The sequence below is a fragment of the Burkholderia seminalis genome, from assembly GCF_001718535.1.
Classification (GTDB): Bacteria; Pseudomonadota; Gammaproteobacteria; order Burkholderiales; family Burkholderiaceae; genus Burkholderia; species Burkholderia seminalis.
This window is the reverse complement of sequence record NZ_CP013398.1, coordinates 144,339-169,892: the sequence shown is the minus strand read 5'-3', so window position 1 is coordinate 169,892 and position 25,554 is coordinate 144,339. Positions and strand designations below refer to the sequence as shown.

21 protein-coding genes are annotated in these 25,554 nt (G+C 69.6%); 7 read left to right on the top strand and 14 right to left on the bottom strand.

Going from position 1 to position 25,554, the window contains the following annotated elements:
* Window positions 1-42 precede the first annotated feature (42 nt).
* From WJ12_RS00710 to exaC, 3 genes are all read right to left on the bottom strand, one after another.
* On the bottom strand, window positions 43-1,077 hold the full coding sequence (locus tag WJ12_RS00710) for a helix-turn-helix domain-containing protein (RefSeq protein ID WP_034188143.1): 1,035 nt from the start codon (window positions 1,075-1,077) through the stop codon (window positions 43-45).
* A gap of 217 nt (window positions 1,078-1,294) precedes the next feature.
* Entirely contained in the window at window positions 1,295-1,837 is a 543-nt protein-coding gene (locus WJ12_RS00705) for a pyridoxamine 5'-phosphate oxidase family protein (protein ID WP_059559440.1), read from the bottom strand.
* A gap of 247 nt (window positions 1,838-2,084) precedes the next feature.
* Window positions 2,085-3,611: an acetaldehyde dehydrogenase ExaC gene (exaC, locus tag WJ12_RS00700; RefSeq protein WP_034188145.1), complete on the bottom strand. Its 1,527-nt coding sequence runs from the start codon at window positions 3,609-3,611 to the stop codon at window positions 2,085-2,087.
* Window positions 3,612-3,933: 322 nt separating this feature from the next.
* On the opposite strand from exaC, the gene WJ12_RS00695 reads away from it, so the two are divergent.
* Entirely contained in the window at window positions 3,934-4,362 is a 429-nt protein-coding gene (locus tag WJ12_RS00695; protein ID WP_059559541.1) for a pyridoxamine 5'-phosphate oxidase family protein, read from the top strand.
* A 36-nt stretch (window positions 4,363-4,398) separates the two neighbouring features.
* On the opposite strand, the gene WJ12_RS00690 is transcribed toward WJ12_RS00695, so the two are convergent.
* Window positions 4,399-6,003: an MFS transporter gene (locus WJ12_RS00690; RefSeq protein ID WP_059559443.1), complete on the bottom strand. Its 1,605-nt coding sequence runs from the start codon at window positions 6,001-6,003 to the stop codon at window positions 4,399-4,401.
* Between the two features lie 162 nt (window positions 6,004-6,165).
* Between WJ12_RS00690 and WJ12_RS00685 the strand changes: the two genes are divergently transcribed.
* Window positions 6,166-7,050: a LysR family transcriptional regulator gene (locus WJ12_RS00685; RefSeq protein ID WP_059559446.1), complete on the top strand. Its 885-nt coding sequence runs from the start codon at window positions 6,166-6,168 to the stop codon at window positions 7,048-7,050.
* Here the strand turns inward: WJ12_RS00685 and eutC are convergent, their stop codons facing one another.
* The 4 genes from eutC to WJ12_RS00665 form a co-directional block, all read right to left on the bottom strand.
* The gene (gene eutC, locus WJ12_RS00680; protein WP_034188148.1) at window positions 7,051-7,845 is read right to left on the bottom strand and encodes an ethanolamine ammonia-lyase subunit EutC; all 795 of its coding nucleotides are present in this window, start codon (window positions 7,843-7,845) and stop codon (window positions 7,051-7,053) included. It abuts the gene before it with no gap.
* On the bottom strand, window positions 7,842-9,239 hold the full coding sequence (locus WJ12_RS00675; protein WP_034188149.1) for an ethanolamine ammonia-lyase subunit EutB: 1,398 nt from the start codon (window positions 9,237-9,239) through the stop codon (window positions 7,842-7,844). The genes eutC and WJ12_RS00675 overlap by 4 nt, the downstream gene beginning before the upstream one ends.
* A 100-nt stretch (window positions 9,240-9,339) precedes the next feature.
* Window positions 9,340-10,749 carry an ethanolamine permease gene (gene eat / locus WJ12_RS00670; protein WP_034188150.1) on the bottom strand — a complete coding sequence of 470 codons (1,410 nt, stop codon included), beginning with the start codon at window positions 10,747-10,749 and terminating at the stop codon, window positions 9,340-9,342.
* A 188-nt stretch (window positions 10,750-10,937) separates the two neighbouring features.
* Window positions 10,938-12,401 (bottom strand): mechanosensitive ion channel, encoded by a 1,464-nt coding sequence (locus WJ12_RS00665; protein ID WP_034188247.1) that lies wholly within the window; start codon window positions 12,399-12,401, stop codon window positions 10,938-10,940.
* 276 nt (window positions 12,402-12,677) lie between these two features.
* On the opposite strand from WJ12_RS00665, the gene WJ12_RS00660 reads away from it, so the two are divergent.
* A complete protein-coding gene (locus WJ12_RS00660) occupies window positions 12,678-13,556 on the top strand; it encodes an AraC family transcriptional regulator (RefSeq protein ID WP_059559447.1) in 879 nt (292 codons plus the stop codon).
* Window positions 13,557-13,621: 65 nt separating this feature from the next.
* Here WJ12_RS00660 and WJ12_RS00655 read toward each other — a convergent pair whose 3' ends face one another.
* Window positions 13,622-13,990, bottom strand: coding sequence for a zinc ribbon domain-containing protein (locus WJ12_RS00655; protein WP_059559451.1), 369 nt, complete (start codon window positions 13,988-13,990; stop codon window positions 13,622-13,624).
* A 10-nt stretch (window positions 13,991-14,000) separates the two neighbouring features.
* Window positions 14,001-16,505 (bottom strand): heavy metal translocating P-type ATPase, encoded by a 2,505-nt coding sequence (locus tag WJ12_RS00650; RefSeq protein ID WP_069245520.1) that lies wholly within the window; start codon window positions 16,503-16,505, stop codon window positions 14,001-14,003.
* Window positions 16,506-16,596: 91 nt separating this feature from the next.
* On the opposite strand from WJ12_RS00650, the gene cadR reads away from it, so the two are divergent.
* Window positions 16,597-17,028: a Cd(II)/Pb(II)-responsive transcriptional regulator gene (gene cadR / locus WJ12_RS00645; RefSeq protein ID WP_006477300.1), complete on the top strand. Its 432-nt coding sequence runs from the start codon at window positions 16,597-16,599 to the stop codon at window positions 17,026-17,028.
* Window positions 17,029-17,096: 68 nt separating this feature from the next.
* Entirely contained in the window at window positions 17,097-17,669 is a 573-nt protein-coding gene (locus WJ12_RS00640; protein WP_059559456.1) for a PadR family transcriptional regulator, read from the top strand.
* A gap of 49 nt (window positions 17,670-17,718) precedes the next feature.
* Here WJ12_RS00640 and WJ12_RS00635 read toward each other — a convergent pair whose 3' ends face one another.
* The 4 genes from WJ12_RS00635 to WJ12_RS00620 form a co-directional block, all read right to left on the bottom strand.
* Complete coding sequence (locus tag WJ12_RS00635; RefSeq protein WP_059559459.1) at window positions 17,719-19,149, bottom strand: FAD-binding oxidoreductase; 1,431 nt, start codon at window positions 19,147-19,149, stop codon at window positions 17,719-17,721.
* 12 nt (window positions 19,150-19,161) lie between these two features.
* On the bottom strand, window positions 19,162-19,950 hold the full coding sequence (locus tag WJ12_RS00630) for an ABC transporter substrate-binding protein (protein ID WP_059559462.1): 789 nt from the start codon (window positions 19,948-19,950) through the stop codon (window positions 19,162-19,164).
* A 62-nt stretch (window positions 19,951-20,012) separates the two neighbouring features.
* Window positions 20,013-21,167, bottom strand: coding sequence for a pyridoxal phosphate-dependent aminotransferase (locus tag WJ12_RS00625; protein WP_059559464.1), 1,155 nt, complete (start codon window positions 21,165-21,167; stop codon window positions 20,013-20,015).
* A gap of 205 nt (window positions 21,168-21,372) precedes the next feature.
* Entirely contained in the window at window positions 21,373-22,041 is a 669-nt protein-coding gene (locus tag WJ12_RS00620; protein WP_059559466.1) for a TetR/AcrR family transcriptional regulator, read from the bottom strand.
* Window positions 22,042-22,161: 120 nt separating this feature from the next.
* On the opposite strand from WJ12_RS00620, the gene WJ12_RS00615 reads away from it, so the two are divergent.
* Window positions 22,162-23,814: an acyl-CoA dehydrogenase family protein gene (locus WJ12_RS00615; protein WP_059559469.1), complete on the top strand. Its 1,653-nt coding sequence runs from the start codon at window positions 22,162-22,164 to the stop codon at window positions 23,812-23,814.
* Window positions 23,815-23,874: 60 nt separating this feature from the next.
* Window positions 23,875-25,383, top strand: coding sequence for a class I adenylate-forming enzyme family protein (locus tag WJ12_RS00610; RefSeq protein WP_059559472.1), 1,509 nt, complete (start codon window positions 23,875-23,877; stop codon window positions 25,381-25,383).
* Window positions 25,384-25,554 lie beyond the last annotated feature (171 nt).

The window sequence follows — 25,554 nt, the reverse complement described above, 5'->3', positions numbered from 1 at the left end:
CGGGTGCGGCAGCGAGTCGGAACGTCGCCCCCGCCGCCTTCGTCACCCCGCGCCGACCCGCACCGCGCGATCGCGCAGCGTCTCCGACGGCCGCTTGCCGAACAGGCGCCGGTAATCGGTCGCGAACTGGCTCAGGTGCCAGAAGCCCCATGCCTCCGCGACATCCTGCACCGAGCCGGCCGCGCGGCCGCACAGGTCGCGCCGCGCGCCGTTCAGCCGCAGCGTGCGCAGGTAGGTCGCGGGCGCCATCCCGAGCACGTCCTGGAAGCAGTACTGCAGCGTGCGCCGGCTCACGTGCAACTGCTCGCACAATTCCGGCACGCCGACCGGGCGCGTACGGTGCGCGAGCACGTAGTCGCGCGCCTGATCGACGATCCAGCGCCGCGTCGACGGCGCGGCGCCGCTGCCGTCGTCGGCCGGGTGCGCGCACACGTCGAACAGCGCGGCCAGCACGTCGGCCTGCAGGTCGTCGCGCTGCGCATCGGGCAGCGGGCCGGCCATCGCCACCGCGCCGTCGAGGCGGCGGCCGAGCAGCGCGCACAGGCGCGCGAGCCGCGCATCGCCGACCTGCATCACGCACTGCGTGAACAGCCGCTCGTCGAGCGCACGGCGTTCGACCTCCTGCGCGTAGCGGCGCAGCACGTCGCCGCGCACGACGACGCCGTAGATCGAGAACTGCGCGGGCGTCACCAGTTCGAATTCGACGTTGCCGGGCCGGAACGCGAGCGCACCGGGCCCGATGCGGCACGCATCGACGCGCGCCGTGCCGTCGGACACGAGCGGAATGCCGAACCAGTACGCGTCGCCGCGCACTTCGCACGCCTGACGCAGCAGGTGGCTCGTCGATTCGCGAAACAGCTTCATCGTGTCGAGCGGCAGCTCGGTCAGCGTGCCGACGAAGCGGCCGGCCGCGAGCTGGTCGTAGGTCTGCCGCCAGCCGATCAGGTTGCGCGCCTGCTCGTCCGCATCGTGCGCGACGCTGACGACCGCCTGCCCGGCCAGCGCATCGTCGCCCTGCGCATTGCGCCGCGTGTCTTCGGCGGTCGGTTCTTCCCTGCACGCCACGTATTGATCCATCGTGTCCTCCCTCACCTGCGCGGAACCGCGCCTGTCACGCAAGTCCCGTGCCGAACCGCATGGCCCGGCGAATCGCCCGCCATTGCACGCTGTCCGGCCGATACGCGCCATGCGGGCGCACCCGAAGGCGGCGGCGCGCGCACGCCGCCGGTGCGATACGCGGTGCAACATGCGCCGCGACCGCGCATCCGTGCCGCGACCGGCTCCCGCACACCGGCTAGCCGGCCGGCTTCAGCCGCACGACCCGCGTGCCGCAGTTGCCGTACGCCTGCGCGACCGCCAGCTCGACGATCGTGCTGCCCGCCGCCCACGGCGCCGCGTCCGCTTCGGGCTGATCGGCCCGCAACGTGGCGCGGCCGTTGATCCGGTACCGGATCCCGCGCACGAAATCGACGAACAGCAACCCGACACCGCTGCCGTCGTACACGGCCGACGCGATCCGGCCGCCGCCGTCATGTGTGGGCAACGCGAACCGCAGCGTCTTCGTGTCGATCACGCGAACGACGGGCAGCAGATCGCCGTTCGCATCGCGCAGGCTCTGCACGATGTCGCAGGTCACGACACCGCCGGTGCCGCCCGCTGCGCCGACGAACATGAACGGCTGCGATTCGACGAACTGCCGCACGCCGATGCTCAGGCGCGTCGTCACGACGTCGCTCATCCGCTCGGCTTCGTCGGCGACGCCGAAGCGGTGCTGCGCGTCGAGTTCACCCGGATGAAATACCGGGTGACGCGGAAAGGATCGGGGCGGTTCTGCCATGCTGGTTCTTGTTAAGCGCGTGAGCGCACCGTGCCGCCGCGAACGGGCGGCCGCCGGTGTCGTCTCCGGTGCCGGATGCGACGATGCAGCGCCGGCGCCGAATGTCGAAATCGAAACGGGCCAGGCGCCGCGCGAGCGCGCCCGGCACCGTATGCGCTGCGCGCGTCGCCGTGAAAGACCGGCAACCGCACCGGCCGGCGTTGCGCTGCCGGCCGGCGCGTCCCGGCGCTTGCCCCCGTGTCGGCGATCAGAAGAACCCGAGCGCCTCGGCCTGATAGCTCACCAGCAGGCACTTCGTCTGCTGATAGTTCGACAGCGCCATCTTGTGCGTCTCGCGGCCGATCCCCGACTGCTTGTAGCCGCCGAACGCCGCATGCGCGGGGTACAGGTGATAGCAGTTGGTCCACACGCGGCCGGCCTCGACCTCGCGGCCCATCCGGTACGCACGCGTGCCGTTGCGCGTCCACACACCGGCGCCGAGCCCGTAGAACGTGTCGTTCGCGAGTTCGATCGCTTCCTGCTCGTCCTTGAACGTCATCACCGACGCGACCGGCCCGAAGATCTCTTCCTGGAACACGCGCATCTTGTTGTTGCCGAGCAGCATCGTCGGCTTCACGTAGTAGCCCGTGCCGAGTTCCGCGGCCGGCGCCGTGCGCTCGCCGCCCGTCAGGCATTGCGCGCCTTCGCCGCGGCCGATGTCGATGTACGACAGGATCTTGTCGAGCTGCTGCTGCGACGCCTGCGCGCCGATCATCGTCTGCAGGTCGAGCGGGTGGCCGGCCTTGATGCGTTCGACGCGCGCGACGGCCTTCTCGATGAAGCGTTCGTAGATCGATTCCTGGATCAGGATCCGCGACGGGCACGTGCACACTTCGCCCTGGTTCAGCGCGAACATCGCGAGCCCTTCGAGCGCCTTGTCGAGGAACGCGTCGTCCTGGTCGAGCACGTCGGCGAAGAAGATGTTCGGGCTCTTGCCGCCCAGTTCGACCGTCGACGGGATCAGGCTCTCGGCCGCGGCACGCAGGATGTGCTTGCCGACCGGCGTCGAGCCCGTGAACGCGATCTTCGCGATCCGCTTGCTGGTCGCGAGCGCTTCGCCCGCTTCCTTGCCGAAGCCGTTCACGATGTTGATCGTGCCGGCCGGGAACAGGTCGCCGATCAGCTCCATCAGCACCAGCACCGACGCGGGCGTCTGCTCGGCCGGCTTCATCACGACGCAGCAGCCGGCCGCGAGCGCCGGCGCGAGCTTCCACGCGGCCATCAGCAGCGGGAAGTTCCACGGGATGATCTGGCCGACCACGCCGAGCGGTTCATGGAAGTGGTACGCGACGGTGTTGTCGTCGATCTCGGAGATGCCGCCCTCTTGCGCGCGGATGCAGCCCGCGAAGTAGCGGAAGTGGTCGATCGCGAGCGGCAGGTCGGCGGCCATCGTCTCGCGCAGCGGCTTGCCGTTGTCGATCGTCTCGGCCACGGCCAGCAGCTTCAGGTTCTTTTCCATCCGGTCGGCGGCGGCGAGCAGCAGGTTCGCGCGCTCGGCCACGGACGTCTTGCCCCACTTGCGGCGCGCGGCGTGCGCGGCGTCGAGCGCCAGTTCGATGTCGTCGGCGCCCGAGCGCGGCACGCGGCAGAACGGCTGGCCGTTGATCGGCGACACGTTCTCGAAATACTCGCCCTTCACCGGCGCGACCCACTTGCCGCCGATGTAGTTGTCGTACTGCTGACGGTACGGGTATTCGACGTCGAGGCCCAGTTGCTTCAGGTCAAACGGGTTCATACATGTCTCCTGTTCATCGTGCTTTGTGTGGATGCAGCGCCGGTTGGAATGCGCTGCATCCGTTTACGCAACATGCGTGCCAAACAGGACATGACCACGTCGATCGCCGCCGGCCCGTGTGCGCACCGTGCGGTGTTCACGCGTGAAGCACGACCGGTGCGCCGATTCTGAACACCGCGATTGCGCAGCGGCGCGGCCGGTGTTCGAAATTTCCACAGTGCGCGGCACTGCGCTGCACGCGGATGCGGGCCGCGCCGCGTGGCATGTCGCTTGCGTGCGACCCGACGATCGACACGCAACGGCATTCGCGCCGCCCGACACCATGAACGACCCGTGCCCGCTGACCGACGACGCCATCGCGTTCATCCGCGAGCAGGCCTTCCTGATCGTCGCGACCGCCGACGCGGCCGGCAACGGCGACTGCTCGTACCGCGGCCGCCAGCCGCGCGGCGACGGCTCGTTCGAGCCGCTCGTCCACCTGCCCGACCGCCGCACGCTCGTGCTGCCCGACTTCGCGGGCAACAACCTCTTCAATACGATCGGCAACCTGCTCGTGAATCCCGCGATCGCGCTGCTGTTCGTCGATTTCGTGCGCCAGACGACCTGGCTCGTGCAGGGACGCGCGACGATCGACGAGGATGCGGGAAGCCGCGCGCACCTGTGGCCCGATGCGTTGCGCTATGTGGTGGTCGACGTGGAACGGGCACAGGCGCGGGCCGATGCGGCGCTGCCGCCGCTCGTGCTCGCATGACGCGTCGCGTGTGATCCACGCGCGACGACGCAACGCTCAACGTCCGTGCGTTTCCGCGCAGGCCGGTTCGATCCGGCCGCGCACTGGCGCGCCGGCGCCGTCATCCGCTTCAGGCGTTTCAGCCACGGCGGCCCGCCCGCCGAGAAACGCGAACACCACGGCGGCACACAACACGGTAACGACGGCCAGCCCGGTCAGCAGCCGGTCGAACGCATGCGCGTAGCTCGAGATCAACGCCGCGTGCCCGACGCCCGGCAACGCGGCGGCCGCGCCCGCGAGATCGCCGGTCGCGAGCCGTGCGGCCGCCCGCAGCGTCGCGTCCGGCGTGCCGGCCGCGCCCGCCGCCTGCGTCAGCCCGGTCCGCGCGAGCGCGGCCAGCACCGCGCCGACGATCGCCAGCGCGATCCCCTCGCCGGCCACCCGCGTCGTGCTGAAAATGCCCGTCGCCATCCCCGCGCGCTCCTTCGGCACGACGCTCACCGACAGCCCGTCCATCAGCCCCCACGGCATGCCGGCGCCGACGCCGATCGCGAGCATCGGCGCGATCGCCGCGGGCCCCGCGCCGCCGCGCAACGCGATGCCCAGCCACACGAGCCCGGCCGCCGCGACGAGGAGCCCGAGCCCCGAGATCACGCCGGCCGACAGCCAGCGCGTGAGCGTCGCCGCGACGAACGGCACGACCAGCATCGGCGCGGAGATCGCGAGCATCAGCCAGCCGGCGTCGATCTCGCTGAAGCCGTCGATGCCGATGAAGCGCAGCGGCAGCACGACGAGCAGCACGATGTAGCAGCAGCAGGTCGACACCGGCAGCACCTGCACGCCGACGAAGCGCGCGATGCGAAACAGCGACAGATCGAGCATCGGCCGCGCGACACGCGTCTCGATCCTCACGAACGCAGCCGCGCCAAGCGCCGCCCCGGCCAGCAGCGCGATCACGAGCGCGCTCGACCCGCCGCGCGCGGGCGCCTCGATCACGCCGAACGTGAACAGCGTCAGCGCGGCCGTGAACGCGGCCGTGCCCGGCCAGTCGAGCCCCGTCGCGTGCGGGTCGCGCGACTCGTGCATGCGCGGCAGCCCGAACACGAGCGACAACACGCCGGCCACCGCGCTCGTCATGAAGATCGCGCGCCAGCCGTAGTGCCCGATCAGGCCGCCGGCGAGCACGGGCCCGAACGCGAGCCCGATGCCGAAGGTCGTGCCGAGCAGGCTGAACGCACGCGTGCGCGCCGCGCCGTCGAACTCCTGCGCGAGCGCGGCGGTACCGCCGGCGAGCGCCGCGGCGGCCGCGAGCCCTTGCGCGGCGCGCAGCAGGTCGACCGCGAGCATCGACGGCGCGAACGCGAGCGCGACCGACATCAGCGTGAAGCCGCCGACGCCGATCGCGAACACGCGCTTGCGCCCGAACTGGTCGGCGAGCGCGCCCGACGCCATCAGGAAGCTGCCGAACGCGAGCATGAACGCGTTGGTGATCCAGTTCATCGCGACCGGGCTGCCGTGCAGATCGCGGCCGATGGCCGGCGTCGCGACCGCGCCGCCCGAAAACGACAGCGGCAGCGCGACGGCGGCCATGCAGACGGCGGCCAGCACCCATGCGCGCCGGCGCGCCGACTGGGCCGAAACGGCTGATACAGGGTGATCCATCATCGCTCCTCGAAAAGCCGGCGCGGCTGCGCCGTCAGAGCAACAGAAGATAAATCCGATTCAATCCGCGAAAAACTACGCAAAGCTCCGCATATAACGGACTAAAATTCCGTAATTCCCGTGGCGCGAGCGTCGTCTTGTGCCCTTCGATTCGATGGAACGATGGAAAACCTCTCCGGCATCGTCGCGTTCGTCCGCACCGCCGAAGCGTTGAGCTTCGTCGCGGCCGGCCGTGCGCTCGGCATTTCGGCGTCGGCGGTCGGCAAGACGATCGCGAAACTCGAACAGTCGCTCGGCGTGCGCCTGTTCAACCGCACGACGCGACGCGTCACGCTCACCGACGAGGGACGACACTTCTACGAACGCTGCCAGCGGATCCTCGAGGATTTCCGCGATGCGGAAGCGGCCGTGACGGCGTCCGCGCAGCGCCCGCGCGGCAGGCTGCGCGTGAGCCTGCCGGTGATCGGCTACCGCTTCCTGCTGCCCGTACTGCCGGAATTCCGGCAGCGCTATCCGGACGTCGAGCTCGATCTCGATTTCAACGACCGGATGGTCGACGTCGTCGAGGGCGGGTTCGACGCGGTGATCCGCAGCGGCCCGCTGTCCGATTCGAGCCTGATGTCGCGGCGGCTCGGCCCGTTCGCGTTCGTGCTGTGCGCGACGCCCGCGTATCTCGCGCAGGCCGGCACGCCGCGCACGCCGCGCGACCTCGAGGCGCACGACTGCATACGCTACTGCTTCCCGACCACCGGCAAGCTGCAGGACTGGGCGCTCGCGGCCGACGACGGCACGCCGCTGAAGCTGCGCACCGCGATGACCTGCAACAACATGGAGGCGTTGCGCGGCACCGTGCTCGCGGGGCTCGGCATCGGCTACATGCCCGACTTCCTCGCGCGCGACGCACTCGAACACGGCGCGCTCGTCACCGTGCTCGACGACTACCGGATCGCGCCGGGGCAGTTCTCGATCGTGTGGCCGTCGAGCCGGCAGTTGTCGCCGAAGCTGCGCGTGTTCGTCGATTTCCTGTGCGAGCGGCTGTTCAGGTAGTCACGCCGCGCCGATCCGCCCGGCTTCCGCCGGCGGCGGCAGCGCATCGCTGTCGTCCTTCAGCCCCACGCCGGTGAGCCCGAGGCGGCGCGCATGCGTCATCAGGTAATGCAGCTTGTGCGCGGCTGCCGCATGCGGCAGCCCTTCGGGCCGCACGTTCGAGATGCAGTTGCGCAGCGCATCGTGGCAGCCGACTTTCGGCGCCCACGTCAGGTACACGCCGAGGCTGTCCGGCGAGCTGAGCCCCGGCCGTTCGCCGATCAGCATCGCGACGACCTTCGCGCGCAGCAGCTCGCCGATCTCGTCGCCGAGCGCGACGCGCGCCTGCTTCGCGACCACCACCGGCCCGACGCGCCAGCCGTCCGCGTCGAGCCGCGGCCGCACGGCCTGCAGCAGCGGCAGCGCCTGCTTCGCGGCCGCGAACGCCGACAGCCCGTCGCCGACCACGAACACGACGTCCGGCGCCTCGTCGAGCGCCGCGCCGTAGCCGGCCAGCAACCCGCGGCTGTCGTCCGACAGCTTGCGGCCGAGATCGGGCCGGCGCAGGTAATGGTCGCGATCCGGCGCGGCGCTCTGCACGCCGAGCGTCGGCAGCAGGCCGGCCGCCTCGATCTCGCGCCGCAGCGCGTCCGCATCGAGCGGCTGGTGCACCGCGTCGCGCGCCTGCGCATGCGACAGGTTGAAGGCCAGCAGCGGCGCGGTCGGCAGGCTGTTGCCCGCGCGGCCGAGCGCGATCCGCGCGTTCGTGAACGACTTCAGCTGCGCCCACGGATTCTTCTCGACGGCGTCGCTCATGCGGACACCCCCATCCAGTCGTTCGCCCCCGCGAGCAGCGGCACGCGTGCCGTCGCCGTGCGCAGCACGCCGTGCGCGTCGGCGATCTCCATCGTCTCCAGCCATTCCTCGAATTCCGGCGCGCGGCGCAGCCCGAGCACCTCGCGCACGTAGAGCTGGTCGTGGAACGACGTGCTCTGGTAGTTCAGCATCACGTCGTCCGCGCCCGGGATCCCCATGATGAAGTTGATGCCGGCCGCCCCGAGCAGCGTCAGCAGCGTGTCCATGTCGTCCTGGTCGGCTTCCGCGTGGTTCGTGTAGCAGATGTCGCAACCCATCGGCACGCCGAGCAGCTTCCCGCAGAAGTGATCCTCGAGCCCCGCGCGGATGATCTGCTTGCCGTCGTACAGGTATTCGGGGCCGATGAAGCCGACCACCGTGTTCACGAGGAACGGCTCGAACTTGCGCGCGACCGCATACGCGCGCACTTCGCAGGTCTGCTGGTCGACGCCGAAGTGCGCGTTCGCCGACAGCGCGCTGCCCTGGCCCGTCTCGAAATACATCAGATTGTTGCCGACGGTGCCGCGCTTCAGCGACAACGCGGCCTCGCGCGCCTCGCCGAGCAGGGCCAGCGAGATGCCGAAGCTCGCGTTCGCTTTCTCCGTGCCCGCGATCGACTGGAACACGAGATCGACCGGCGCGCCCTTCTCGATCGCCGCGATCGTGTTGGTCACGTGCGTGAGCACGCACGACTGGGTCGGCACGCCGTAGCGTTCGCGGAACGCGTCGATCATCGCGAGCAGCTTGACGATCGCCGCGAGGCTGTCGGTGGCCGGGTTGATGCCGATCATCGCGTCGCCGCAGCCGTACATCAGCCCGTCGAGCATCGACGCGGCGATGCCCTTCACGTCGTCGGTCGGGTGGTTCGGCTGCAGCCGCACCGACATCCGGCCGGCCAGCCCGACCGTGTTGCGAAAGCGCGTGACGACGCGGCGCTTGCGCGCGGCCGCGATCAGGTCCTGGTTGCGCATCAGCTTCGACACGGCCGCGACCATCTCGGGCGTGAGGCCCGGCGCGATCCGTTCGAGCGCCGCGCCGTCGGCCGCGGGCGACAGCAGCCAGTTGCGGAAATCGCCGACGGTGAGGTGCGAGATTTCCGCGAACGCCTGCGCGTCGTGATCGTCGATGATCAGGCGCGTGACCTCGTCGTCTTCGTACGGAATCACCGCCTCGTTCAGGAACGCCTTCAGCGGCACGCCCGCGAGCGCGATCTTCGCGGCCACGCGCTCCTCTTCGCTCGCCGCCGCGACGCCGGCGAGCTGGTCGCCGGAACGCAGCGGGCTCGCCTTCGCGAGCAGCGTCTTCAGGTCCGCGAAGCGGTACGTGCGCGGACCGATCGTCTCCGTATAGGACATCTGCGAGCCTCCTTGCCCATCCTTGCCAAAAGCCGACGGCGCGCCCGTTCGACGGGGCGCGCCGGATGCCGTCAGAAACGGCCTGCCATCTTCACGCTGCTCACTCCTCCAGCAGCGCGTCGCCCGGCGCACTCGCCCGCTGCGAACGCGTCGCGAGGAAGTACGCGTAGCCGACCGCGAGGAAGCCGACGAACACCAGCGCGACCAGCCCGTTGAAATACACCATCGTACCGAGACAGACGAGCGCGGCCAGGATCGCGAACGCCGGGAAGATCGGGTACATCGGCGCGCGGAACGGCCGCGCCATGTTCGGCTGCGTGCGGCGCAGCTTGAACAGCGACGCCATGCTCACGATATACATCACGATCGCGCCGAATACCGACATCGTCACGATGTTCGCGGTCAGCGTCTGCCCGCCGAACTGGATCAGCTCGTCGCTGTAGATCGCCGCGATGCCGACCACGCCGCCCGCGAGGATCGCGCGATGCGGGGTCTTGAAGCGCGGATGGACCTTGCCGAGCCATTCGGGCAGGTAGCCTTCGCGGGCCAGCGCGAAGATCTGGCGCGAATAACCGAGGATGATCCCGTGGAACGACGCGACGAGCCCGAACAGCCCGAGCCACACGAGCATGTGCATCCAGCCGCTGTTCGCGCCGACGATGTACTTCATCGCCTGCGGCAGCGGATCGTTGATGTTCGCGAGCTTGGTCCAGTCGCCCGCGCCGCCGGCGAACACCATCACGCCGATCGCGAGCGCAACGAGCGTCAGGATCCCGGCGACGTACGCGATCGGAATCGAGCGCTTCGGGTTCTTCGCTTCCTCGGCGGCCATCGCGACGCCTTCGATCGCGAGGAAGAACCAGATCGCGAACGGGATCGCCGCGAACATCCCGTGGAACGCGCCCACGCTGAAATGATCGGCGCCCGACCAGCCGCCCTTCGCGAAGTTGCTCCACGCGAAGCCCGGCGACACGACGCCCATGAACACCAGCAGCTCGAAGATCGCGAGCAGCGTGACGACGAGCTCGAAGGTCGCCGCGATCTGCACGCCGACGATGTTCAGCGCCATGAACACGAGATACGCGCCCATCGCCGCGTGCTTCGGCTCGAGGCCGGGGAACTGCACGTGCAGGTACGCGCCGATCGCGAGCGCGATCGCGGGCGGCGCGAAGACGAACTCGACGAGCGTCGCGGCGCCGGCGAGATAACCGCCGGTCGGGCCGAACGCGCGGCGCGCATAGGCGAACGGGCCGCCGGCATGGGGGATCGACGTCGTCAGCTCGGTGAAACTGAAGATGAAGGTCGTGTACATCGCCGCGACGAACAGTGCGGTGATGACGAAGCCCAGCGTGCCGGCGCTCGCCCAGCCATAGCTCCAGCCGAAGTATTCGCCGGAAATCACGAGGCCGACCGCGATGCCCCACAGTTGCCAGGTCCCGAGCGTCTGCTGCAGCGCGGGCTGGCCGGACTTGGCGCCGGCGGCGGGCCGGCCATTCGACTCTGCTTTCATCGGACATTCTCCTCAAGGGCGCCGGGCCTTGCCGGCCCGCGCGACTGAGAATCGATGCTAGAGAGTCATTAAACGACGTGTTATCGAAATTCGGCAAAGATCGCGGCTGACATTTCGCTGACGGAAACGCCGGCCGCGCGGGTTGCAACGGCGATCCGGCCGCACGACGCGGGCCGGATCGCCCGTGCTTACTGGCCGCCGCCGCGCTGGTTGAACCAGCGGTCGAGCAGCTTGCCGGCCGCCTCGCGGCCGCCGAGGCCGAACGACAGCGCCACGGCCACCGCGATCGCGCCGAGCACGAGGCCGAACGCGAGCTGGACGATCTCGTTCGCGATGCCCATCGCGCGCAGCCCCATCGCGAACACGAGGCCGAGGATCGCGAATTGCGCGATGCGCGCGAACAGCACGCTGTGTTCGCGGTCGGCCTGCTCGAGCACGCGGCGCGCGAGGCCCGCGAGCCACACGCCGATCACGAGGATCACGCCGCCCATCAGCACGTGGCCGCCGAATTCGATGAACAGCGTGACGACGTCGCGCACCTGCGAGAAACCGAGCCGGTTCGCGGCTTCGACCGACGCGAACAGCATCGCGAAGAACACGATCAGCCGTGCGACCAGCACCGACGGCTGCAGGATGCCCGAGAACACGCGCTCGACGCCGAGCACCGCCGGCAGCCCGTCGGCGCCCGCGGCTTCGAGCAGCTTCTGCGCGAGCGACGCGACGAAGCGCGCGAAGTAGAACGTGACGACCACGATCACGATCGCCGCGACGATGTCCGGCACCGCGCCGAGGAACTGGTTCAGCATGTTGGTCGCGGGAATCGAGATCGCCTCGATCTTCAGCGCGTCGAGCGCGGAGATCAACGTCGGCACGAACACGAACACGTAGACGATCGTGCCGATCAGGCTCGACACGCGCACGGGCGTCGGGCTGTCGAGGCGCTGCGTGAGGCGATCGGCGCCGGCGGCGACCAGCAGGTTCGTCACGAGGCCGCGCAGCACGCGCGCGACGACCCAGCCGACGAAGCCGATCACCGCGGCCGCGAACAGGTTCGGCACGATCGCGAGCAGCTTGTCGACCATCCCCTGCACCGGCGACAGCAGCCCCGACAGCGCGAACGACGCGAGGATCGCCGGCAGGAACATCAGGATCACGAGCCAGAACAGCACATCGCCGAGATAGCCGCTCATCGGCTGCATGCCGGCGCCTTCGGACAGCTTGTTGTCGATCCGGCTGGCCTTCAGCGCGCGGTTCGCGAGGCTGCGCAGCAGCGACGCGATGAGCCACGCGATCAGCGTCAGCGCCGCGCCGCCGATCAGGTTCGGCAGGTAGTTGACGATGTGCGTGACGAGCAGCGAGAACGGATTGGAAACCGCATACAGGTTGAGCACGTTGAAGATGCCCACCGCGGTGACGAGCAGCACGAGCCAGAACAGCCCGCCGGCGATGATGCGCTCGACGCACGCGCCCTGGCCGGTGCTGTCGCTGATCCGCTTGTCGACCTTCAGCGCGCTGAGCAGGCGCAGCGCGCCGGCCCGCACCACCACCGCGATCAGCCAGCCGATCACCAGGATGCCGATCGCGCCGGCGATCTTGGGCAGGTATCCGCCTAGCGTGCTCTGCAGCGACGTGATGAAGCTGGAAGCATCCATTTCTTCTTCTCCCGAAAACGTGGTGTTGCGATTGAACATCGACGAACTACCTGCGTACTTCGAAAAGCGTGCGGCCCTGTCCGAGCAACTTACCCGAGAAAAATGACGCGATCACCCGATTTCACCGTCTTTAACTTTAGTCATTGATTGCGGAGGGGCAAGACCCCATTTCGGCGAAAATAAAAAGGGGCGGATTCAGGACGGCTACGCATTTCCGCAAGATTTGTCCATCGCGCCCGTGCTACCGTGGTTTCCGTTCTTGCCCCGGACCCGTCGATGACAGCCGAAACGAAAACCGACCGCCCCGCGTGGCGTCGCTATGCGGCAAGCGTGGCGCGCGTTCACGAAACCATCCTCGCGCACCTCGACGGCCCGCTCGACCTGAACCGGCTCGCCGAGGTCGCGTGCCTGTCGCCGTATCACTGGCAACGCGTGTACCGCGCGCTGTACGGCGAGTCGATCGTGCTGACGGTGCGGCGGATGCGCATCGTGCGCGCGTCCGAGGATCTCGTGTGCACCGCGCGGCCGATCGACGAGATCGCGCGGCGCGCGGGCTACGGTTCGGCGCACGCGTTCGCGCGGGCATTCCGCGACGCCTACGGCGTGCCGCCTGCCCAGCACCGGCGCACGGGCGTGCACCGGCCGATCTACCCGCTACAGAGAGGAGAGGAAGACATGTTCAAGCATGAGGTCGAGATCCGGCGCCTGCCGGAACTGCGTGGCTACGCGGTCGCGCACACCGGCGCTTACCTGAAGGTCGGCGATGCGTTCGGGCGGATCGGCGCGTGGGTCGGACAGCACGGGCTGATCGGCCCGGGCGCGAAGATGATCGGCATTTTCTACGACGATCCGGACACGACGCCCGAAGCGCAGTTGCGCGCGAAGGCGTGCTTCATGCCGGCCGACGGCGCGCCGGACGTCGAGCCCGCGCCGCCGGTCGAACGCGCGACGGTGGCCGGCGGCGAGTACGCGGTGCTGCTGCATACGGGGCCGTATGCGGACCTGAAGACGGCCTACCAGTGGCTCTACGGCGACTGGCTGCGTCACTCGGGCCGCGAAGCCGCCGACGCGCCGCCGTTCGAGCTGTACCTCAACACGCCGATGGATGCGGCGCCGGCCGACCTGCGCACCGAGATCTACCTGCCGTTGCGCTGATCGACAGGCCGCCGGGCCCGCCGTGAAACGACGCGCGCCGGCCGATGATCATGCGCGCAGGCGTGTTAAGTCGCCTGCGTCCCGCACCCGGGACAGAAACGCGCGTCGGCCGCCAGCGCCGTGTGGCAACGGCTGCAGGCCCGGCTGCGTTGGGCCGCGCCGCACTGCGCGCAGAAGCGCGCATCGGCCGCATTCAGCGCGCCGCAGCCCGCGCACGCGAGCTGGCTCAGCGGCAGGTTGCCGCCCTGGCCGCCGTTCGACGCGTCGGCCGGCGCCTGCCAGCCCCAGCCGTGGCGATCCCGGCCGCGTGCATCGTGGCCGCCGTGCCCGTCACGACGCTGGTCGCCGTGATGCCCGCCGCCGTGGCCACCGCTGCCGTGCCCGCCGCCATGACCACTGCCGTGGCCGCCCAGGATCCGTTTCAGAAAGCTCATCGCCCGCTCCTCAACGCTTGGCCGGTGCGCCGCCGAACGCCCCGGAGGACGACAGCAGCCGCAAGCCGTTGGCCACGACGATCAGGCTCGCGCCCGCGTCGGCAAAGACCGCCATCCACATCGTGCCGAGCCCCGCGACCGTGAGGCCGAGGAACACGACCTTCACGCCGAGCGCGAAGCCGATGTTCTGCACCAGCACGCGGTGCGTCGCACGCGACAGCCGCACGAATGCGGGAATCTTGCGCAGGTCGTCGTCCATCAGCGCGACGTCGGCCGTCTCGATCGCGGTGTCCGTGCCCATCGCGCCCATCGCGAAGCCGATGTCGGCACGCGCGAGCGCCGGCGCATCGTTGATCCCGTCGCCGACCATCCCGACCGCGCCCGCGCCGCCGGCCGACAGCGCCTCGACCGCCGCGAGCTTGTCTTCCGGCAACTGGTTGCCGCGCGCGTCGTCGATGCCGGCCTCCTGCGCGATCGCCTGCGCGGTGTGCGGGTTGTCGCCCGTCAGCATCGCGGTGCGGATGCCGAGCGCGTGCAGATCGGCGATCGCTTCGCGGCTCGTGTCCTTGATCGTGTCGGCCACCGCGAAGATGCCGAGCACGCGCACGTCGTCGACCAGCACCACGACGCTCTTGCCCTGGCGCTCCAGCGCGTCGAGCTTCGCTTCGAGGGCCGTCGAGCAACGCTCCAGCTCCTCGACGAGCCGATGGTTGCCGAGCCAGTAGCGCGTGCCGTCGATCGTGCCGCGCACGCCGCGCCCGACGATCGCTTCGAAGTCCTGCACATCGGCGAAGGCCGTCGTGCCGGCATCGCGCGCCGCGGCCGCGATTGCCTGCGACACCGGGTGATCGGAGCGCGCCGCGAGGCTCGCGCCGAGATGCCGCACGCGCGCCGCATCGGCGTCGTCCGCATGCAAGTCGAAGTCGGTCTGCACCGGCTTGCCGTGCGTGATCGTGCCGGTCTTGTCGAGCGCGAGCCACGCGAGCTTGCGCCCTTCTTCCAGGTAGACGCCGCCCTTCACGAGAATCCCGCGCCGCGCGGCCGCCGCGAGCCCCGACACGATCGTCACCGGCGTCGAGATCACCAGCGCGCACGGGCACGCGATCACGAGCAGCACCAGCGCGCGGTAGATCCAGTCCTGCCACGCACCGCCCATGACGATCGGCGGCACCACCGCGACCAGCAATGCAACCGCGAACACGATCGGCGTGTAGACGCGCGCGAACTGGTCGACGAAGCGCTGCGTCGGCGCCTTCGCGCCCTGCGCTTCCTCGACCGCGTGGATGATCCGCGCGAGCGTCGAGTTCGCCGCGACGGCCGTCACGCGGTATTCGAACGAGCCCGATTCGTTGATCGTGCCCGCGTACACGGCGTCGCCGGTCGTCTTCTCCACGGGCAGGCTCTCGCCGGTGATCGGCGCCTGGTTGACCGTCGAGCGGCCCGCGACGACCTCGCCGTCCAGCCCGATCCGCTCGCCCGGCTTCACGCGGACGACCGCGCCGAGCGCAACCTGCGCGGCCTCGACCGTGCGCCACGCGCCGTCGGCCTGCCGCACGGTCGCGGTGTCCGGCGCGAGCTGCATCAGGCCCTGGATCGCGTTGCGCGCGCGGTCGAGCGACTTCGCCTCGATCAATTCGGCGATCGTGAACAGCACCATCACCATCGCGGCTTCCGGCCACTGGCCGATCGCCATCGCGCCCGTCACCGCGATGCTCATCAGCGCGTTGATGTTCAGGTTGCCGTTGCGGATCGCGATCCAGCCCTTCTTGTACGTGGTGAGCCCGCACGCGAGCACCGCGGCAAGCGCGAGCGCCGCCGCGAGCCATACCGGCAGCCCGGCCCACGTCGCGCCTTCGGATGCGATCGCGGCGACGCCGGCCAGCGCCAGCGGCCACCACGGCTTCGCGGGCGCGTCGGCGACGCGCGGCGCCGGTGCGCCGGCCGTCGCGGCCTCGGGCGTCATCCCGAGCGTGCGGATCGCGCTTTCGATCGCCGGCTGCGCGCCGGGCACGTGCTCGACGGTCAGCATCCGCTGCATCAGGTTGAATTCGAGCGCCGATACCTCGTTCATCCCGCCGAGCTTCTTGCGGATCAGCGTTTCCTCGGTCGGGCAGTCCATCTGCATGATCCGGAACGCGGAGCGCACATGACCCGACGCGGTCGCCTGCGCGACCGGCAGCGGCGCGAGCGTCAGCGCGGCAGGCGCGCAGCAGGCGCCGGCCGCGTGGTCGTGGTCGTGGTCGTGGTCGTGGTCGTGGTCGTGGTCGTGACCGGCATGGTCATGCGCGGCGTGGTCGTGCGAACACGTCGCGCCGTGCTGATGCGCGTCGTCGTGCGAATGATCGTGATCATGGTCGCGGCCGCGCGAGGCAACCTCGCCGTGCGCGCGCTCGCCGGCCGCCGGCGCCGCATCGGCAACGGTCGCCGTCTGCGTGTCGCGCGGGTCGGCGCAGCATGCATCGGCGCCGCCGGCATGACGGTGTCGCGGGTCGCGGGTACGCTGGGCGTCGGTCATGACAACCTCCTCAATGGCTTTCAATGGCTTGACGGAGTACAGTTAACACCCTGAAGCCACTACAAGGTCAACCCTTACACGGGAGAAAGGCATGAAGATTGGCGAACTGGCCAAGGCGGCCCGCTGCACCCCCGAGACGATCCGTTTCTACGAAAAAGAGGGGCTGATGCCGGATGCGGAGCGCACCGACTCGAACTACCGCAACTACACCGACGTGCACGTCGAACGGCTGCGCTTCATCCGCAACTGCCGCGCGCTCGACATGGCGCACGACGAAATCCGCGCGCTGCTGCGGCTCACCGACACGCCGGCCGACCGCTGCGATTCGATCAATTCGCTGCTCGACGATCACATCGGACACGTCGATGCGCGCCTCGCGGAACTCACGCATCTGCGCGACCAGCTCACCGAATTGCGCCGCCAGTGCGTCGGCGAACATTCGGTCGAGGATTGCGGCATCGTGCATGGTCTCGCGACGATGGAAACCGTCGCGCCGGCCGCGAAGCGATCGCACCTCGGCTGAAACCCTTGTGAAATAAGATAGTCTGGTTGAGAATAGTTATATTCTGACTAGATATAAATGAACTATTCATGTCTACGAGTCGTCCGTCCCCGCTCGCGCTGGCCGTCCTTGCGACGCTCACCGAAACGCCGATGCATCCGTACGGGATGCTGCAGCAACTGAAGGCCCGCGGATACGACGAAGTCGTCAACGTGCGGCAGCGCACGAGCCTCTACCAGACGATCGACCGGCTGCTGCGCGACGGGCTGATCGCCGTGCACGACACCGAGCGCGACGGGGCATTTCCGGAACGCACGCTGTATGCGCTGACCGAAGCCGGGCACACGGCGGGGCAGGCGTGGCTGCATGCGCTGCTCGCGGAGCCCGCGCGCGAATTCCCGGTGTTCGGCGCCGGTCTCGCGTTCCTGCCGCTGCTCGACGCCGACGACGCGCGCCACCAGCTCGAGCTGCGGATCGCGCGGCTCGACGCCGAGCGCGAACGGCTGGAAGGGCTGCGGGCCACCGCGCAGGCCGACCAGGTGCCGCGCCTGTTCCTGCTGCAGAACGAACATGCGCTGGTGTTGCTCAATGCGGAGCTCGACTGGACGCGCAGCGTCGTCGAACACCTGAAGATCGGCGCGCTGCGCTGGGTGGACGGCTGACGTACCTATCTCGCCGGTCGCTTCCCGTCGGTCACGGGAATCGACCGCGTCAAAGCACCTTGCCGGGATTGAGGAGGCCGTGCGGGTCCAGCGCGGCCTTCAGGCGCCGCATCAGCCCGATTTCCGCGTCGCTGCGCGTATGCGCGAGATAAGCGCGCTTGAGCACGCCGATCCCGTGCTCGGCCGATACCGAGCCGCCCATGTCGCGCACCACCGCGTACACGCCGTGATCGAGCGCCTCGAGGTCCGCCGCGGTCATCCCGGCCAGCGATACGCCGATATGCACGTTGCCGTCGCCGACATGACCGAAGAACAGGCACGTGACGTCCGGCCAGCGCGCCCGCAGCGCCGCCTCGCAGCGCCCGGCGAACGTGCCGAGCTCGCCCGTCGGCAAGCTCACGTCGAAATTGACGAGATGCGGCAGCGCATCGATCGCCAGGCCTTCGCGCAACGTCCACAGGTCGCGCGCCTGCCGCTCCGACGTCGCGAGCACCGCGTCGTCCACCAGCCCCGCGTCGAACCCCGCCGCGAGGCCCGATTCCAGCGCCTGGCGCGCATCGCCGCCCGGCGCGCTCGTCGCGCATTCGATCAGCACCGCGAAGCCGCCTTCGCCCGCGAACGGCGCCGTGACGTCCGGCGTGTGACGCGCGACGTAGTCGTAGAACGCCGGCCACATCGCCTCGAAGCTGACGACTTCCGGCAGCGTGCGCACGCGGTTCCACAGCTCGACCACCGCGTCGTAGTCGCGCACGCGGCACAGCGCGGTGGCCGGCGCCGCGAGCAGCGGGTGCAGCCGCAACACCGCGCGCGTGACGACGCCGAGCGTCCCCTCGCTGCCGATGAACAGCTGCTTCAGGTCATAACCCGCGTTGTTCTTCAGCATGCGGTTCATCGACGAGACGATCGTGCCGTCCGCGAGCACGGCTTCGAGCCCGAGCACCTGCTCGCGCATCATCCCGTAGCGGATCGCGCGCGTGCCGCCCGCATTGGTCGCGAGCATGCCGCCGATCTGGCATGAACCCCGCGCGCCGAGATCGACGCCGAACGTGAAGCCCGCTGCTTCCGCGGCTTCCTGCACCGTCTGCAGCGGCGTCCCGGCGCGCACGGTCATCGTGCCGGACGCCGCGTCGATCGCTTCGATACCGGCAAACCGCTCCATCGACAGCACGACCTCGCCGCCGAGCGCGACCGCGCCACGCGCGAGCCCGGTCAGTCCGCCCTGCGGCACGACCGGCAGCCCGAGCCGCGTGCACAGCGCGAGCGTGCGCGACACGTCGTCGACGCTGCGCGGGCGCACCAGCGCGCGCGGCCGCACGCCGGCCGGCTCGTTGTACGCGGTGAAGTAACGCGGATCGATCTCGGCGGAACGCGTAACCAGCGCATCGCCCAGTTCCGCGACGAGCACGGCGTCGGGCGCCTCGCCCGGCTGCGCGCCGCCGCGCGGTTCGCCGCCCGCGGCCGCCGTCTCCCGGTTCTGCATCGTGCGGCCCGCTTACTTGGTCGAAATGTCGATATCGCCGAAATACTTCAGGCCGAGCGACTTCACCGTGCCGTCCGCCTTCAGCTTGTCGATCGCCGCGTCGAGCTTCGCCTTCAGTGCGTCGTCGCCCTTGCGCAGGCCGAATGCGATCCCGCTGCCGAGGATCCTGTCGTCGTGCACCGGCTGGCCGACGAACGAGAAGCCCTTGCCGTCCGGGCGCGACAGGAAGCCGCGCTGGCCGGACGGTGCGAGCACGAGCGTCGCGTCGAGGCGGCCCGCCACGAGATCCGCGTACGCCTGGTTCTGGTCCTGGTACGCGACGATCGCGACGCCCGCCGGTTCCCAGTGCGCCTTCGCGAAGGTTTCCTGGATCGATGCCTGCAGCACGCCGACGCGCTTGCCCTTCAGCGATTCGGGCGTCGGCAGCAGGCCGCTGCCGGTGCGCGCGATCAGCTGGGTCGGCACGCGATAGATGATCGTCGTGAAGTCGATCGCCTGGCGCCGCTGCTCGGTCGCGTTCATCGCCGAATTGATCGCGTCGAACTTGCGGCCCTTCAGTGCGGGAATCAGCCCGTCGAACGACGTCTCGACCCATTTGCACGACAGCTTCGCCGTCTGGCAGACGGCATTGCCGACGTCGATGTCGAAGCCCTGCAGGTCGCCGTTCGGCGCTTTCGATTCGAACGGCGGGTATTGCGCTTCAAGGCCGAAACGCAGCGTCTGCGCGTCGGCGAGCGCCGCGCCGGAGCCGATTGCGCAAGCAAGTGCGAACGCGAGTTTCAGGGTGGCCGTGTGCTTCATCGTGATCTCCAGTGTCTGGTCGATGCGACGGGCCCGTCGCCGGGTGCCCGTCGCCGGTTTTCCTACAGCGAACGCAGCCGCCGCGCGCCTTCGACCAGCGTCGCGTCGTCCTTCGAAAAACTGAGCCGGATCACGCCGGCATCGGTGCCGTCGGTGTAGAACGCCGACAGCGGAATCGTCGCGACACGCGCGTCGCGGATCAGGCGCAGCACGAAATCGCTGTCGCTTTCGTCCGAGAAGTGACGGAAGCGCGCGAGCATGAAGAACGAGCCTTCGCTCGGCAGCAGTTCGAAACGCGAACCGGCCAGCTCGCGCGCGAGCAGGTCGCGCTTGGCCTGGTAGAACGCCGACAGGCCGAGATAGCTGTCCGGCCGCGCGAGGATCTCCGCGAACGCGACCTGCATCGGCGTGTCGGCCGAGAACACCATGAACTGGTGGACCTTGCGGATCTCGTCCATCAGTTCGGCCGGCGCGAGGCAATGGCCGACCCGCCAGCCGGTCACGTGGAACGACTTGCCGAACGACGACACGATCACGCTGCGCTCGGCCAGCTCGCGGTGGCGCGCGACGCTCTGGTGCTGCGCGCCGTCGAACACGACGTGCTCGTAGACCTCGTCGGACAGCACGACGATGCCCGTATCGCGCGTGAGCTGCGCGAGCCGGTCGAGATCGTCGGCCGAGAACACGGTCGCGGTCGGGTTGTGCGGCGTGTTGACGATGATCATCCGCGTGCGCGGCGTGATCGCGGCAGCCACTTCATCCCAGTTCACGCGGAAATGCTCGGGCGACAGCTTGATCGCGACCGGCGTCGCGCCCTGCAGCCGCACGATCGGCGCATAACTGTCGAACGACGGCTCGAAATAGATCACCTCGTCGCCCGGATGCACGAGCGCGCTGATCGCCGCGTAGAGCCCCTCGCTCGCGCTCGCGATCACCGTGATCTCGGTCGCCGGGTCGTAGCGCGCGCCGTACAGCGCTTCCGTCTTCTCGGCGAGCCGCTCGCGCAGCGCCATCACGCCGGCCATCGGCGCGTACTGGTTGTGCCCGTCGCGCATCGCGCGCGCGACGCCTTCGACGAGCGCCGGATCGGGCGCGAAATTCGGCGCGCCCTGCGACAGGTTCAACGCGTCGTGTTGGGCAGCCAGTTGGCCGATCACCGTGAAGATCGTCGTCCCGACGTCGGGCAGTTTCGAACGGGGCGCGGTGGCGCTTCGCATGACTCCTCCTTCTGATGTCCTTCGGGCGGGCCCGCGTCACGCGCGGCCCTCCGTCTGCCGCATGATTTAGCCCGAGCCAATATCGGCGGACAATCGAAAGTTCGTCATGGCGTCCATGCATTTTCCTCATGGCTCACCGGGAGAAGCACGCAACTGCAAGGCTGGTGGGCGGGCCCGACATGCGAATCAGGCATTTCCCGTGGCGCTACGCATCCGCCGCCGCCAGGTACGCGAGCAGCACGGCCCGCAGTTCGCGGCGCTGCGCGGCGAAATCGAGCGCGGGCCCGAGCGTCAGCAAGGCCTGCGACAGCCCGCCGTAGCAGATCGTCTGGGCCATCCGCGCGAGCCCGTCGAGCCGCGCGGCCGGCGGCGGATCGGCCGCCTGGGCCAGCGCGTCGCGCCACAGCGCGACATACGCGTCGTAATGCCGGCGGTACGCGGCCAACGGCGAGACCTGCCGCTCCAGCACGAACAGCGCGCCCCACAGCGCCGCATCGGCGGCGATCGCGTCGACCTGCAGGTCGACCAGCGCGGCGGCGAGTTCGGCCCGCGGTGCGCCGCGCAGCCGCTCGGCCGCATCGCGCAGCCGGTCGGCCAGCGCCTGCACGCGACGGTGGATGCAGAGCGCCGCAAGGCTCTGCTTGTCGCCGAAATACTCGTAGAAGGTGCCGATGCTCACGCCTGCGACGGCCGCGATCTCGCGGATCGTCGCCTTTGCATAGCCGCGTTCGAGCAAAAGCTGAACGAACGCCTGCTGCAGCGCATCGGAGCTCGCCTGCGCGCGCGACTGGCGCGGCCGGCGGCGCAATGCGGGCGCGGGTTGCGCCGCCGGCTGGCCGGGCGGCGCCGGAACCTGAACATGTCGCGGCGGCATATTTGCTACTCTGAAATCGGCAGGGAATACGTTTTACCGGGCGCCCGAAGCCGTGCCGAAGCGCGCGCCGCGCGGCATGGCGCCGGCTGCCCGCGAAGCATGAGACCGGAGACACACGCGATGACCGAATCGACTCACGCCGTCACGAACCAGGTCGACGAACTGGTCGACTATAACCTCTTCGCGACGGATCTCGCGCTACGCGACGCGCTCGCCCGGGCAGGCGCCGACTGGGCCATGCCGCAGCTCGACGCGTACGGCGCGTGGCTCGGCCGCGCCGACACCGCGCGGCTCGCCGACGAAGCGAACCGCCACGGGCCGGAACTGAACACGTTCGACCGGCGCGGCCGCCGCATCGACCGCGTCGATTTCCACCCGGCTTGGCACGCGCTGCTCGGCCAGTACCGCCACGAAGGCTTCGTGTCGCTCGCGTTCCGCGAGTCGCACCGCGGCCGCTGGGCCGCGACCGCCGCCGGCTTCTACCTGCACGGCCAGATCGAGGCCGGCACGCTATGCCCGGCCACGATGACGCAGGCCGCGATTCCCGTGCTGCAGAAGGAACCGGCGCTGTGGGGCCTGCTGCGCGACAAGCTCTATAACGACGATTACGATCCGCGCGACGTGCCGGTCGCCGACAAGCGCTCGATCTGGTTCGGCATGGGCATGACCGAGAAACAGGGCGGCTCCGACGTGCGCGCGAACACGACGCTCGCCACGCCGGTCGGCGCGGGCGGGCGTGGCGCCGAATACCGGTTGCGCGGCCACAAGTGGTTCTTCTCCGCGCCGATGTGCGACGCGCACCTCGTCGTCGCACGCACCGAGGCCGGCAGCCCGTCGTGCTTCTACGTGCCGCGCTGGCGGCCGGACGGCACGAAGAACGCGGTCGAGATCCAGCGGCTGAAGAACAAGGTCGGCAACCGCAGCAACGCCAGCAGCGAGATCGAGCTGAACGACGCGTGGGGCATCATGCTCGGCGACGAAGGCCGCGGCATTCCGACCATCATCGAGATGGCCACCTACACGCGGTTGAACTGCGTGCTCGGCAGCGCGGCGATGCTGCGTCAGGGCGTCGTGCAGGCGATCGCGTACACGCGCCAGCGCCACGCGTTCGGCCGCGCGCTCGCCGAGCAGCCGCTGATGCGCACCGTGCTCGCCGATCTCGCGCTCGAAAGCGAAGCCGCGCTGTCGCTCGCGATGCGTCTGGCCGACGCGTTCGAACGCGACGACTCGCCGCGCGAGCGCGCATGGAAGCGGATCGTCACGCCCGCCGCGAAATTCTGGGTCTGCAAGCGCGCGGTCGAGTTGACCGGCGAGGTGATGGAAGTGTTCGGCGGCAACGGCTACGTCGACGACGGCCCGATCGCGCGGCTGTTCCGCGAGGCGCCCGTCAACTCGATCTGGGAGGGCTCGGGCAACGTGATGTGCCTCGACGTGCTGCGCGCGGTGTCGCGCGAGCCCGACGCGGCCGCCGCGCTGTTCGACGAACTCGCCGACCTAGGCGCGGGCGAACCGCGCATCCGCGCGGCGCTCGACGCGCTGCGCGCGATGCTCGCCGCGCCGGCCGACACGCTCGAAGCATCGGCCCGCGTGTTCGCGCAGCGGCTCGCGCTTGTCGCACAGGCGTGCCTGCTGCGCCGCGACGCGCCGGCGGCCGTCGCCGACGCGTTCGTCGCGACCCGGCTCGCCGCGCCCGACTGGGGCCGCATCGCGGGCGGCTTCGATCCGCATGCGATCGACGTCGCCGCGCTGCTGCAGCGCGCCTACCCGGCCTGACGCCGGTCCGTTCACCCTTGTTCACCCGCGTTCGCCTTCGTTCGCCCGCCCGGAGCCCCGATGAACCTCGTCGCCGCCCTCGACCGCGCCGCTCGTGCGACGCCCGACAAGCCGTTCCTCGTCAACGAATCCGCGACGATCACCTATGCCGCCGCACGCGAGCGCTCGCACCGCGCGGCGGCCGTGCTGAGCGCGCTCGGCGTCGCGGCCGGCGACCGCGTCGCCGCGATGTGCTTCAACACGCCGGCCTTCGTCGACTTGATGTTCGGCGCATGGCGGCTCGGCGCGGCGTTCGTGCCGATCAACCACAAGCTGCAGGCACCGGAAGTCGACTACGTGCTCGAACACAGCCGCTGCAAGGCGCTGCTGTTCGACGTGGCGCTCGCGCCGGTGGTCGAGCGCCTCGCGCATCCCGCGCGGCGGCTCGTGACCGAGGGCGAACTCGACGGCGTGCCGAACTTCGACACGATGTGCATGACGCGGGACGCCCTCGCGGGGATCGAACCGGCCGACGGCGACATCGCGCAGATTCTCTACACGTCCGGCACGACCGGCCGCCCGAAAGGCTGCGTGCACAGCCATCGCACCGTGACGCTCGCGGCGATGCAGGCGGCGCTCGCGACCGGCATCGGCCGCAACGAGCGCACGCTGATGGCGATGCCGATCTGGCATTCGTCGCCGCTGAACAACTGGTTCGGCGGCACGCTGTTCGCGGGCGGCACCGTCGTGCTGATGCGCGAATACCATCCGCTGCGCTTCCTGCAAACCATCGAGCGCGAACGCGTGACACTGTATTTCGGCGCGCCGGTGTCGTACACGCTGCCGCTCGACACGGTCGACGGCTTCGGCGCGTTCGACCTGTCGAGCGTGCGCGCGTGGCTGTACGGCGGCGGCCCGATCGGCGCCACGCAGGCCGAACGGCTCGCGCAGGCGTATCGCAGCCATGCGTTCTTCCAGGTGTACGGGATGACCGAAACGGGCCCGGCCGGCACGACGCTGTATCCGGACGAGCAGATCGCGAAGGCCGGCTCGATCGGCCGCCAGGGCGGCCCGGGCGTCGACCTGCGCGTCGTGCGGCTGGACGGCATCGACGCGCGGCCGGGCGAGACCGGCGAGATCTGGCTGAAGGCCGACTGCATGATGCTCGGCTATCTCGACGACGCGGCCGCGACGGACGCGGCGTTCGCGCCGGACGGCTGGTATCGCACCGGCGACATCGCGCGGATCGATCAGGACGGCTACCTGTTCATCGTCGACCGGCTGAAGGACATGATCGTGACCGGTGGCGAGAACGTCTATTCGAAGGAAGTGGAGGACGTGCTCGGCGCGCACCCCGACATCGCCGAGGCGGCCGTCGTCGGGGCCCCGCATCCCGACTGGGGCGAGACGATCGTCGCGCACGTCGTGCTGCGCGCGAATGCGGCGCCCGACGCGGAGGCGCTGCGCGCGTTCTGCGGCGAGCGGCTGGCCGCGTACAAGATTCCGCGCGAATTCACGTTCGCGCAGGCGCTGCCGCGCACGCCGACCGGCAAGCTGCAGAAGTTCCTGCTGCGCGTGCGCGGGGATTAAGTACCTGAGGTTTGGTCAAGGCACTCGCAACTCGTGCACTCCTATTCCACTTGCCGACAGCTTTCATCCAGGTCGGAAGCGGCGCCATTCCCCCGTCCACGGCATCCGTTGGTTACGGTCTGCGTTTTCCGCATCCCTCCGGCATCCGGTGATCGAAGCGTGCTTCACGCG

Excerpts from the sequence above, each read along its gene's own strand:
- eat (WP_034188150.1), bottom strand. The coding sequence starts at position 10,749 with ATGAAAGCAGAGTCGAATGGCCGGCCCGCCGCCGGCGCCAAGTCCGGC.
- exaC (WP_034188145.1), bottom strand. The coding sequence starts at position 3,611 with ATGAACCCGTTTGACCTGAAGCAACTGGGCCTCGACGTCGAATACCCG.
- WJ12_RS00610 (WP_059559472.1), top strand. The coding sequence starts at position 23,875 with ATGAACCTCGTCGCCGCCCTCGACCGCGCCGCTCGTGCGACGCCCGAC.
- WJ12_RS00675 (WP_034188149.1), bottom strand. The coding sequence starts at position 9,239 with ATGTCCTATACGGAGACGATCGGTCCGCGCACGTACCGCTTCGCGGAC.
- WJ12_RS00660 (WP_059559447.1), top strand. The coding sequence starts at position 12,678 with ATGACAGCCGAAACGAAAACCGACCGCCCCGCGTGGCGTCGCTATGCG.
- WJ12_RS00655 (WP_059559451.1), bottom strand. The coding sequence starts at position 13,990 with ATGAGCTTTCTGAAACGGATCCTGGGCGGCCACGGCAGTGGTCATGGC.
- WJ12_RS00625 (WP_059559464.1), bottom strand. The coding sequence starts at position 21,167 with ATGCGAAGCGCCACCGCGCCCCGTTCGAAACTGCCCGACGTCGGGACG.
- WJ12_RS00710 (WP_034188143.1), bottom strand. The coding sequence starts at position 1,077 with ATGGATCAATACGTGGCGTGCAGGGAAGAACCGACCGCCGAAGACACG.
- WJ12_RS00690 (WP_059559443.1), bottom strand. The coding sequence starts at position 6,003 with ATGGATCACCCTGTATCAGCCGTTTCGGCCCAGTCGGCGCGCCGGCGC.
- WJ12_RS00685 (WP_059559446.1), top strand. The coding sequence starts at position 6,166 with ATGGAAAACCTCTCCGGCATCGTCGCGTTCGTCCGCACCGCCGAAGCG.
- WJ12_RS00635 (WP_059559459.1), bottom strand. The coding sequence starts at position 19,149 with ATGCAGAACCGGGAGACGGCGGCCGCGGGCGGCGAACCGCGCGGCGGC.
- WJ12_RS00705 (WP_059559440.1), bottom strand. The coding sequence starts at position 1,837 with ATGGCAGAACCGCCCCGATCCTTTCCGCGTCACCCGGTATTTCATCCG.
- WJ12_RS00650 (WP_069245520.1), bottom strand. The coding sequence starts at position 16,505 with ATGACCGACGCCCAGCGTACCCGCGACCCGCGACACCGTCATGCCGGC.
- eutC (WP_034188148.1), bottom strand. The coding sequence starts at position 7,845 with ATGAGCGACGCCGTCGAGAAGAATCCGTGGGCGCAGCTGAAGTCGTTC.
- cadR (WP_006477300.1), top strand. The coding sequence starts at position 16,597 with ATGAAGATTGGCGAACTGGCCAAGGCGGCCCGCTGCACCCCCGAGACG.
- WJ12_RS00615 (WP_059559469.1), top strand. The coding sequence starts at position 22,162 with ATGACCGAATCGACTCACGCCGTCACGAACCAGGTCGACGAACTGGTC.
- WJ12_RS00695 (WP_059559541.1), top strand. The coding sequence starts at position 3,934 with ATGAACGACCCGTGCCCGCTGACCGACGACGCCATCGCGTTCATCCGC.
- WJ12_RS00620 (WP_059559466.1), bottom strand. The coding sequence starts at position 22,041 with ATGCCGCCGCGACATGTTCAGGTTCCGGCGCCGCCCGGCCAGCCGGCG.
- WJ12_RS00630 (WP_059559462.1), bottom strand. The coding sequence starts at position 19,950 with ATGAAGCACACGGCCACCCTGAAACTCGCGTTCGCACTTGCTTGCGCA.
- WJ12_RS00665 (WP_034188247.1), bottom strand. The coding sequence starts at position 12,401 with ATGGATGCTTCCAGCTTCATCACGTCGCTGCAGAGCACGCTAGGCGGA.
- WJ12_RS00640 (WP_059559456.1), top strand. The coding sequence starts at position 17,097 with ATGTCTACGAGTCGTCCGTCCCCGCTCGCGCTGGCCGTCCTTGCGACG.